General features: G+C 71.7%; 11 protein-coding genes. 5 read left to right on the plus strand and 6 right to left on the minus strand.

Going from position 1 to position 9610, the window contains the following annotated elements; all coding sequences use genetic code 11:
* Nucleotides 1-23: 23 nt before the first annotated feature.
* Nucleotides 24-1799, minus strand: a complete 1776-nt coding sequence (locus VLF38_RS03840) for a DEDD exonuclease domain-containing protein (RefSeq protein ID WP_325269961.1) — start codon at nt 1797-1799, stop codon at nt 24-26.
* Between the two features lie 94 nt (nt 1800-1893).
* Here VLF38_RS03840 and VLF38_RS03845 point away from each other — a divergent pair, with 94 nt between their 5' ends.
* The 5 genes from VLF38_RS03845 (at nt 1894) to VLF38_RS03865 (ending at nt 5951) form a co-directional block, all read left to right on the plus strand.
* A complete protein-coding gene (locus tag VLF38_RS03845; protein ID WP_107700080.1) occupies nt 1894-2136 on the plus strand; it encodes a hypothetical protein in 243 nt (80 codons plus the stop codon).
* A gap of 49 nt (nt 2137-2185) precedes the next feature.
* Nucleotides 2186-2392: a hypothetical protein gene (locus VLF38_RS03850; RefSeq protein WP_107700079.1), complete on the plus strand. Its 207-nt coding sequence runs from the start codon at nt 2186-2188 to the stop codon at nt 2390-2392.
* A gap of 120 nt (nt 2393-2512) precedes the next feature.
* Complete coding sequence (locus tag VLF38_RS03855) at nt 2513-3505, plus strand: C40 family peptidase (RefSeq protein ID WP_325269962.1); 993 nt, start codon at nt 2513-2515, stop codon at nt 3503-3505.
* 5 nt (nt 3506-3510) lie between these two features.
* Nucleotides 3511-4713, plus strand: coding sequence for a peptidase MA family metallohydrolase (locus VLF38_RS03860; protein ID WP_325269963.1), 1203 nt, complete (start codon nt 3511-3513; stop codon nt 4711-4713).
* The gene (locus VLF38_RS03865) at nt 4662-5951 is read left to right on the plus strand and encodes a M48 family metalloprotease (RefSeq protein WP_325269964.1); all 1290 of its coding nucleotides are present in this window, start codon (nt 4662-4664) and stop codon (nt 5949-5951) included. Before VLF38_RS03860 ends, VLF38_RS03865 begins: the two co-directional genes overlap by 52 nt.
* Here VLF38_RS03865 and VLF38_RS03870 read toward each other — a convergent pair whose 3' ends face one another.
* The 5 genes from VLF38_RS03870 to VLF38_RS03890 form a co-directional block, all read right to left on the minus strand.
* Nucleotides 5952-6119 carry a Flp family type IVb pilin gene (locus VLF38_RS03870; RefSeq protein ID WP_325269965.1) on the minus strand — a complete coding sequence of 56 codons (168 nt, stop codon included), beginning with the start codon at nt 6117-6119 and terminating at the stop codon, nt 5952-5954.
* Nucleotides 6120-6195: 76 nt separating this feature from the next.
* Nucleotides 6196-6378 (minus strand): Flp family type IVb pilin, encoded by a 183-nt coding sequence (locus VLF38_RS03875; RefSeq protein ID WP_107700074.1) that lies wholly within the window; start codon nt 6376-6378, stop codon nt 6196-6198.
* Between the two features lie 280 nt (nt 6379-6658).
* Entirely contained in the window at nt 6659-7324 is a 666-nt protein-coding gene (locus tag VLF38_RS03880; protein ID WP_325269966.1) for a response regulator transcription factor, read from the minus strand.
* Complete coding sequence (locus VLF38_RS03885) at nt 7321-8904, minus strand: sensor histidine kinase (protein ID WP_325269967.1); 1584 nt, start codon at nt 8902-8904, stop codon at nt 7321-7323. Before VLF38_RS03885 ends, VLF38_RS03880 begins: the two co-directional genes overlap by 4 nt.
* A gap of 2 nt (nt 8905-8906) precedes the next feature.
* On the minus strand, nt 8907-9610 hold a 704-nt coding region (locus tag VLF38_RS03890), incomplete at its 5' end, for a type II secretion system F family protein (protein WP_325269968.1).

Below are 9610 nucleotides of genomic sequence, written 5' to 3' on the forward strand. Positions count from 1 at the left end.
CGAACGGGGGACAGGCGGGCGGGTCAGCGCACCGGCTGGTGCACCACGGTCAGCGCGCGTCGCTCGTCGAACGGCACGAGGGTCTCGCGCGAGCGCTGGACCGCGTCGTGGAGGGCGAGGTGGCGGCCGGCGCCCGCGAGCGGGCAGGTCCACTCGCCCTGCACCTCGATCAACCGGATGCCGTCGGACTCCAGCCACCGCAGCACCTGCTCCGACTCCTCGGCGGTCGCAGCCGGCGTCGGGCCGTGACCGGGAAAGACGGTCTCGGCCATCGACCGGAGGCTCTCGACATACGCCTGCGCGTCGGCGCCAGGCGGGATCAGGCCGGCGGCGGCGAGGCGACCGTGGCGCACCACGTGAACCTCCCACAGGCCGGCGTCGTTGCGGCGGGCGGCGACGACCTCGGGGCAACGGGTCAGCGCCGACAGCCGCTGGGTGCGCGCCGCCGCGCGGAGGAAGCCCGCGAGGCGGTCGCGGTGGACGGCCGCCTCCTCGAACCGCTCGTCCTCGACGAGCCGCTCCATGCGCTGGTTGATCGACTCGACGACCTCGTCGGGGTTGCGGAGCAGCGACTCGCGCAGCTCGGCGACGAGTGCGGCGTAGGCGTCGGGGCCCGTGGTGCCGTCGCACGGGGCGACGCAGCGATCCATCTCGGCGAGCACGCAGGCGCTCTTCGACGGGATCCGGGGAAGGCGGTCGTTGCACTGGCGGATCGGGAAGGTCTCGTGGAGCGCAGCGAGCGAGCGCTCGGCCACCTTCTTCGACGAGAACGGCCCGAGGTAGTCGGCGTCGTCGTCGAGCACCTTCTTGACGAGCGAGAGCCGGGGCCACGGCTCCCGGGTCAGCTTGAGGAAGTGGGCCTTCTCGGGGAACCGGGAGCGCCGGTTGTAGCGCGGCTTGTGCTCGGCGATCAGGCGCAGCTCGCGGACCGAGGCCTCGAGAGGGGTCGCGCACTCGATGCCCTGCACCTCGCTGGCGATGCCGACCATCTCGCCCATGCGGGTGCGGGTCTCGGAGGCGGTGAAGTAGGAGCGCACTCGCGTGCGGAGGTCCTTGGAGGTGCCGACGTAGAGCACCCGGGCCCGGTCGTCACGGAAGAGGTAGACCCCCGGCGCGTGGGGGAGCGCCTCGGCGAGGTGGCGCTTCTTGCGCTGGGCGGTCGTGACCCGCGCGGAGAAGGTCTGCAGCTCCTCGAGTGTGTGGACCCCGAGGCCGCCGAGCCGCTCCATCAGACCGTGGAGCACGTCGACGGTGGCGCGCGCGTCGGCCAGGGCCCGGTGGTTGGGCGTGGTGGTCGACCCGAAGAGCTGGGCGAGGGAGGAGAGCTTGCAGTTGGGGGCGTCGTCGCGGGTGATCACCCTACGGGCGAGCTTCGCCGTGTCGAGGACCTCGAACGCCGGCCACGCCCGGCCGGACTGCGCGTTGAAGTGCTGGAGGAAGCCGACGTCGAACGGCGCGTTGTGGGCGACGAGCACGCAGCCCGCGGCGAACTCGAGGAACGCCGGCAGCGCCGACTCGATCGGCGGGGCGGTGGCGACCATCGAGTCGGTGATGCCGGTCAGCACGGCGATGAACGCCGGGATGTGGGCCTGCGGGTTGACCAGGGTCTGGAACTCGCCGAGGACCTCGCCGCCCCGGACCTTGACCGCCCCGATCTCGGTGATCATCGAGCCACCCGCCGCGGAGCCGCCCGTGGTCTCGAGGTCGACGACGCAGAAGGTGATGTCACGCAGCGGGCGCCCGAGCTCGTCGAAGCTCCGCTGGGACTCCCAGCGGGAACGGAGGGCGGTGCTGCTCATGGTGCTGACGCTAGGGCGGACCACCGACAGGACCCGGGAGCGGCGCGCACTAAGGTTGTCCCCGCACCCGCCACACCGACACCTGGAGCACGCCGTGACCGCACCCCTCCCCGACGCGACCAACCGCTGGCGCTGCGGCGGCTGTGGCAACCTCACGCGCTTCGACGTGACGCGCACGCGGCGGACCACGGAGTTCTGGCACTTCGACCTCCAGGGCGAGGCGCTGGTGGAGAACACCGAGCTCAAGTCCGAGGTCGTGGAGTCGGTCAGCTGCCGCTGGTGCGGGCGCGACGACGCCATCGAGCTCGTCGACCGCAACGCCGTCGAGCAGGCCTGACCCACGTCGTACGACGTGATGTGTCGGTGGTGCCTGCTCTGATGCAGGCATGACCACTCGCATCGACTGTGACACCTGCGTGGTGCGCGGGCTCGCGTGCCACGACTGCGTGGTGACCGTGCTGCTCGGACCACCTCCCGAGCTCTCGTTCGACGACGACGAGCGCCGTGCGCTCGACGTCCTGGCCGGGTCCGGCCTGGTGCCACCGTTGCGCCTGGTGACTCCCGTGACGCAGGCCACCGTCGAATCCGCCTGACCGCGGGTGTCGGGTTTGCCGGTCCTGTGGGGCGCCCCGTAGCCTGAGGCGCTCAGAGTCCGGCTCGGGATGGGGAAGTCACGGCCGGACTTCGTCCATGCAAAGGAAGTCCCAACCGTCGTGCGCCTCGGCCAGAAGCGATTCGTCACTGCCCTGACCGGCACCTGTGCCGCCCTGACCCTCACGGTTGTCCCGCTGAACAACGCTTTCGCGAAGCCGTCCATCGAGGACGTGCGGGAGAAGGTCGACCGCCTTTACCAGCAGGCGGAGGTCGCCTCGGAGCGGTTCAACGACGCCCGCATCCTGCGTGACAGGCTGCAGCAGGACCTCGCGTCGGTGAAGGCGGACGAGGTCGCGCAGAAGGCGGTCGTGGACCGCATCGAGTCGGCCGTCGACGGTGCGATCGCCGCGCAGTACGAAGGCCAGGCGCTCTCCGCGACCGGTCAGATGGCGATCACCGAGGACCCGGCCAGCTTCCTCAACCAGCTCACCACGCTGAGCGCCTACAACGACGTCCAGTCGGACACCCTCGCCTCCTACGACCGCGCGCAGGAGGCCCTCGACATCCGCCGCGACGCGGTGGCCGACCGCACCTCCGAGCTGGCGGGCGTCACCCGGCGCCTGGAGAAGGAGAAGGCCGAGGTCGAGTCCAAGCTCGCCGAGGCCAAGGCCACCCTCGCGAAGCTCGAGGACGAGGAGATGCGCAAGTACCTCGCCGCCGTGAGCGCCGGCGAGAACGTCGCGATCCCCAAGGTGTCGGCCTCCGGTCGCGCCGGCCTCGCGGTCAAGTTCGCCATGTCCCAGCTCGGCGACCCCTACGTCTGGGCCGCCGCCGGCCCCAACTCGTGGGACTGCTCCGGCCTCACGATGATGGCGTGGGCCGCCGCGGGTGTCTCCCTGCCGCACTCCTCGCGCATGCAGTCCGGCATGGGCTCGCCGGTGAGCATCGGCGCCCTCCAGCCGGGCGACCTGGTCTTCTACTACAGCCCCGTGAGCCACGTCGCGATGTACATCGGCGGCGGCAAGATCGTGCACGCCCCGCACTCGGGCGCCAACGTCGAGGTCGCCGACCTCCACCGGATGCCGATCACCGGCGCCCGCCGCATGGGCTGACCTCCTTGCTCCGCCGACCGGCCATCCTCGTCGCAGCTGCGGCGGTGATGGCCGGTTGCAGTTCACCGGCCCCCGTCGCCCCTCCAGCGGCACCGACGCTCGACGAGGGCGCGGCCGTGCTCGCGATCGGCGAGCTCGGCGCTGCGCTGACGGCGCAGTCGTCCCCGGGAGACACGACCGGCGACACGACCGGCGAGCAGGCCGTCGACGACGCCGTCGCCGGAGCACGCTCGCTCGGGGTGACCGTCGAGAGGCTCCGCTTCCTCGACGAGGACCCCACCCTCACCGCGACGCTGCCGCGCGGACGCTTCGCGGCGGTCGCCGACCTCGCCTGGCGCGTCGACGGCTTCGACCGCAAGCCCGCCCGCGCCGAGGTCACCGTCCTCCTCGAGCAGCGCGACGGGGACACGCGGATCGTCGGCTTCGGCGGCGGTGACCGCCCGGATCCCTTGTGGCTCACGGGGCCGCTGACCGTCCGGCGTACGGCGGGAGTGGTGGTGGCCGGCGAGGATGCGCAGGTGGTGGAGCGGGTCTTCGGCCTGACGCAGCGCGCCAGCACGAGCGTCGCCGCCACGCTCGGCCAGCCCGTGCGCGTGGTCGTCGAGGTCCCCGCGAGCGCCGCCGATCTGGACCGCACCCTCGGCGCCGACGAGGGCCAGTACGCCGCGATCGCCGCGGTGACCGCACCCGTCGGCAAGGACCGCGGACCGCGCACGCCGGTCCACGTCTTCGTCAACCCCGAGGTGCTCGGTGGCCTCTCGCAGCACGGCGCCCAGCTGGTGATGACGCACGAGGTCGCGCACCTCGCGACCGACGCGGTGCATGCGCAGTCGCCGCTCTGGCTCCTCGAGGGGTACGCCGACCACGTCGCCCTGCGCGGCACCCCGCTGCCGCTGACACGCACGGCTGGCCAGATCGGCGCTCGCGTCCGGAAGGACGGGGTGCCGGAGGCACTTCCTGCGGCCACGGAGTTCGGTGCCCACGCGGCCCACCTCGGTGCGGTCTACGAGGGGGCGTGGCGGGTCGTCGAGGTGCTCGTCGCGGCGCGGGGCGAGGCGACGATGCACGCGCTGTACCGTCGGACCGCGGCGGGGGAGCCCGTCGACACCGCGCTGCGCGCGCTCTACGGCTTCGGCGAGGAGGAGTTGACCCGCAGATGGCAGGACGACCTCCGCAGGATCGCGGCCCTGCGTCCCGGCGCGCGCTGACCGACCGCACCGTCGGCTTCGCCCTCGTGGTCGCGGGCTTGCTGCTGCTCGGCTGGCTCGCGGTGGTGCTGGTGCCCTGGCACCCGGTGCCGGGCGGTGAGCCGCGGCCGGTGCCAGCCTCCGACGCCTTCACCGCAGCCGAGATCGACCGTGCGGAGGCCTGGGCCCGGCTGGGCCGGCTGCTCTCCTGGAGCTCGCTGGCGATCTCGCTGGCGGTCGCCAGCTGGCTCGGCTTCACCAGCCGTGGCGCGCGCCTGCTCGGCCGGCTCGCGCTGCCGTGGTGGTCCGCGGTGGTGGTGCTGGTCGTCGTCGTGATCGGCATCGGCCGGCTCGCGACGCTGCCGGTCTCTCTGATGGCGTGGCAGCAGCGCACGCGCGTGGGCCTCACCGACCAGCCGCTGGCCGGCCTGTTGCGTGATGTGGCGGTCGGATTCGCCTACGAGGTCGCTGTCTCCGCGGTGGCGCTGCTCGCCGTCATCGGGGTCGCGCGCGTGCTCCCGCGTGCCTGGCCCGCGGTGGTCGCGCTCGTCGGCAGCGTGCTCGTCGTCGGGGCGTCGTACCTCTGGCCGGTGCTGGTTGAGCCGGCGTACAACTCCTTCGAGCCGCTGCGCGATCCTGCGCTCGAGCAGGGCATCCAGCAGCTCGCTGCCCGCGAGGGCGTCGAGATCGACGGAGTGCTCGTCGCCGACGCCTCGCGGCGCACGACGACGCTCAACGCCTACGTCTCCGGCTTCGGCGACAGCCGCCGGGTGGTCCTCTACGACACGCTCCTGACGGAGCTGGACCGCCGCGAGGTGCTCGCTGTCGTGGGCCACGAGCTCGCGCACGCCCGCCACGGCGACGTCGAGACCGGCACCGTCCTCGGCGTCGGTGGCACAGTCGTCGGTGTCGGGCTGCTGGCGCTCCTCCTCGGCACTCCCGCCGTACGCCGACGGGCCGGGGTCGCGGGCATCGCCGACCCGCGCGCGGTGGCCCTGCTCCTCGCGCTCGGTGCGTGGGCGACCTTGCTCGTCGGACCGCTGGAGAACGGGGTGAGCCGCCAGCTGGAGACGCGGGCGGACGTGGACGCACTGAAGGCCACCGGTGACCCGGTGGCCTTTGTGAGCATGCAGCGTGCCCTGGCGGTGACGTCCCTGGCAGACCCGACGCCGCCGTCGCTGTCGCAGTGGTGGTTCGGCTCGCACCCGACGGTGCTGGAGCGGATCGCCCTCGGCCGGCAGGCCGGCTGGCGGGGCTGATCAGCAGCTGAACGGGCTGTTGCCACCACAGACGTCCTGGAACCATCCGAGGAGTCCAGTGCCGAGGAGCGCGACGGCGGCGATGATGATCGCCGCGATGCCAGCAACGAGGAGCGCGTACTCGACGGCGGTGGCGCCGGACTCGTCTGCGCGGTCCTTGGTCTGCATGAGCTCTCCCTCCGAGAAATGGCAACGGCCGCGGGGCAGACGCCCCGCGGCCGTTGTCAGGTGACGTTGCGTCAGGTCACATCTGGGTGTTGACGTCGGTGAAGGCGCCCATGATGTTCTGGCCGAGAAGGGTGACGACACCGATGATGATCGCGGCGATCAGGGCGACGAGCAGGCCGTACTCGACGGCGGTGGCGCCCTTCTCCTCCTCGCGCGGCATGGTCATGAAGTTCACGAGGCGAACGAAGTACTCAGTCATGGTTTTCCCTCCCAGGAAGTAGAGCGGGACCGGGCGGCCCAGCTGCTGTTCGTGCCGGCCTGCCCTCCCTGGCTGGCCTGACAAGAAGAACTCTGTCACCACGTGGCGAGCGTCACTATCGGGCAACCCGTCGGTCCGTCGTAGTCCGTTCGGACTATCTCCGGAATGGCGCCCGGGGCACCGCAGGCGCCGACCGGCCGGGCACGACCAAGGAGAGCCGGCCGGGCATGACGAAGGGGTCGTGGCAGAGCCACGACCCCTTCGGGAGACAACGACCAGATCAGGCGGAGAGCAGCTCCAGCCGCATCGCGGTGACCAGCGCCTGGGCGCGGTTGGTCGCCCCCAGCTTCTGGTAGATCCGGGCGATGTGCGTCTTCGCCGTCGACTCCGACACGTAGAGCTTCCCGGCGATCTGGGCGGTGCCCAGGCCGTCGGCGAGCAGGTCGAGGACCTGCTGCTCACGGGCGGAGAGGCGCGGGCGCGACGCAGCCGTGCTGGCCCGGCGCATCATCGCGCCCGCCAGCGAGGAGCACAGGAACGTGCGCGGGGCCACGACCGAGTGGCGGGCTGCCCCGACCACCTCCGACGAGGGGGAGTCCTTGCCCACGAAGCCGGAGGCACCCGCCTCCATGGCCTGGAAGACGTGCTCGTCCCCGGAGTGCATCGTGAGCACCACGAGGCCCACCTTCTCGTCGTGCTGGCGGATCGAGCGCACGAGATCGAGGCCGGTCCCGTCCGGCAGCTGCAGGTCGGTGACGACGACGTCGGGCCGCAGCTCGTCGTACGCCGCGAGGCCCTGGCTGACCGTGCCGGCCTGGCCGACGATCTGCATGTTGGGATCGCGCTCGAAGGCACGGGCCAGGCCCTGGCGGATCAGCTCGTGGTCGTCCACGAGCAGGACCCGGGTGACGCTGGGATCGATGGTGCTGGGGTTGATGGTGTTCATGATGCGATTTCCTCCCTCTCGCCCGACCCCTCCAGTCGGGACTGTTCCCCGAGGCGGACCAGGAGCTCGGCTCCGGGTCCGTCCTCGCGGTTGTGCAGCTCCAGGCGGGCGCCGATGCGCCGTGCCCGTTCCTTCATGATCCGTACGCCGTGCGAGTCGTCGCGACCGATCTGGAGACCGCGTCCGTCGTCGGCGACCCGGACGCATGCGTCCGGGGCCCCGACGACGACCTCGACCGTGATCTGCCGGGCTTCCGCATGGCGTGCGGCGTTGTTCATCCCTTCCTGGGCGATACGGAGCAGCTCCGCCTCGACCTCGGGCCGGAGCCGCTTCGATCCTTCGGTGACCTCGACCTCCACCGAGATCCCCGAGCGGCTGCCGATGTGGGCTGCCAGCGCCTCGAGCCGCTGGCCGAGGGTCTTTCCCTCGCCCTCGTTGCGGAGCAGGAAGACCGAGCGTCGCAGCTCGGTGACGACCCGCGTGAGCTCGCCGCGCAGCTGGCGAGCCTGGGTGACGACCGGCTCCTCGGTCGACACCTCCGCGAGCTCGTCGATCAGGTAGCCCAGGCCCGCGAGGTCCTGGGCGACACCGTCGTGGAGGTCGCGCGCCAGGCGGCGGCGTTCCTCGGCGGTGGCCTCGTCCCGCAGCGCTGCGAAGATCAGCGCGGTGTCGAGCTGCAGCGCCTCCCTGCGCAGCAGCCGGACGAGGTGGTCAAGGGTGTGGTGCAGCTCTGCGGCGCTGAGCCGGTGGGGGAGCAGCGCGCCGGTGATCGCGCCAGCCAGGCCGGCGCTGGTCAGCAGGGGGACCGCGACCCACGGACCGTCGAGCACCGGCTTGCCGGTGCGGAAGACCTGCTCCAGGACGGCGGCGTTGTCCGCGCCGGCGTCGGTGACGTCCCCCTCGAGCAGCGGTGTGTAGCCGTGCGGCGTCTCGACGTACACCACCGCGCCGGTGAACGGCAGCTCCTCGCGGGCGGTGTCGAGGATGCCCTGGCTGATCCGGACCGGGTCCAGGCCACCGACCAGGCTGCCGGAGAGGTCGCGCAGCTGGGTGAGCAGCGCGCGGGCGTCGCGGTAGGACGAGCTCGTGTCCGATCTGCTCTCGCGCGACTCGTGGAAGAACGCCGCGACGGAGCCCAGTCCGACCCCTGCGGCGAGTGCGGCGAAGAGCTGCGACCCGGTGGTCTCGTTGATCGGGACGGCGGGACTGGCCACCAGCACGGCAACGGTGATGGTCAGCTCCGCGCCGATCACCTCGAGTGCGCCGCGTACGCCGCGCACCACGCCGCCGATGAACGGCGGGATCACGAGTGCCGGCAGCAGGACGGGGGACTGCTCGAGGGTGAGGACGGCGATGAACGCGACCAGGCTCGCCTCGACCGTGAGTGCCGGCATGGCGGGGACTCGCGGCAGCCCGTCGATGAAGACACAGAGGAGCCAGACGGTCGCCAGCAGGATCACGTTGACGATCGCGCCGTACTCCTGCGCGAACGCCACCGGCGGTGCCAGGCAGATCAGCGCGAAGGCGCGCGCCACGGCGGTGACGGTGGCGTAGCGCGCCCGGCGGTCGGCAGTGCTCATGGTCAGAACGCCGCCATCATGCTGATCGCCGCGGGGCCCATGACGATGACGAAGAGGCAGGGCAGGATGAAGAGCACGACCGGGATCATGATCTTGACCGGCACCTCGGCGGCCTTCTCCTCGGCCCGCTGGCGACGCTTGGTCCGCATCTCGCGCGACTGCACACGGAGCACCTGGCCGATCGGGATGCCGAACGAGTCGGCCTGGACCATCGCGCTGACGAAGGAGCGGATCTCGGGGATGTTGGTGCGCTCACCGAGGGCCCGCATCGCCTCGCCGCGGCCGCGGCCGATCTGCATCTCCTGCAGGATCCGGGCGAACTCCATGGACAGGGGTCCGTCGGTGTTGCGGGCCACCTGCTGGAGCGCTGCGTCGAAGCCGAGACCGGCCTCGACCGAGATGGTCAGCAGGTCGATCGAGTCGGCGATCTCCTTGCGCATGACCTCGTCGCGCTTGGCGGCCTCGTTGTAGAGGTAGATCACCGGCGCGTTCCAGCCGAGGAAGGCGAGGGCAGCGACGATCACGATGTTGGTGGTCCAGGACTGCCCGAGCACCTGGGTGGCCAGGAAGCCGAAGACGACACCAGCGATCACGCCGATCACCTTGCCGGTCGCGACCCGCTCCACCGACCAGCCGGCGGGGTTGCCCGCCTTGTCGAGCCGCCGACGGATCCGCTCGACCTGGTCGGCGCCGGTGATCCGCTGCC

The organism is Nocardioides sp. (genome assembly GCF_035481145.1).
GTDB lineage: Bacteria > Actinomycetota > Actinomycetes > Propionibacteriales > Nocardioidaceae > Nocardioides.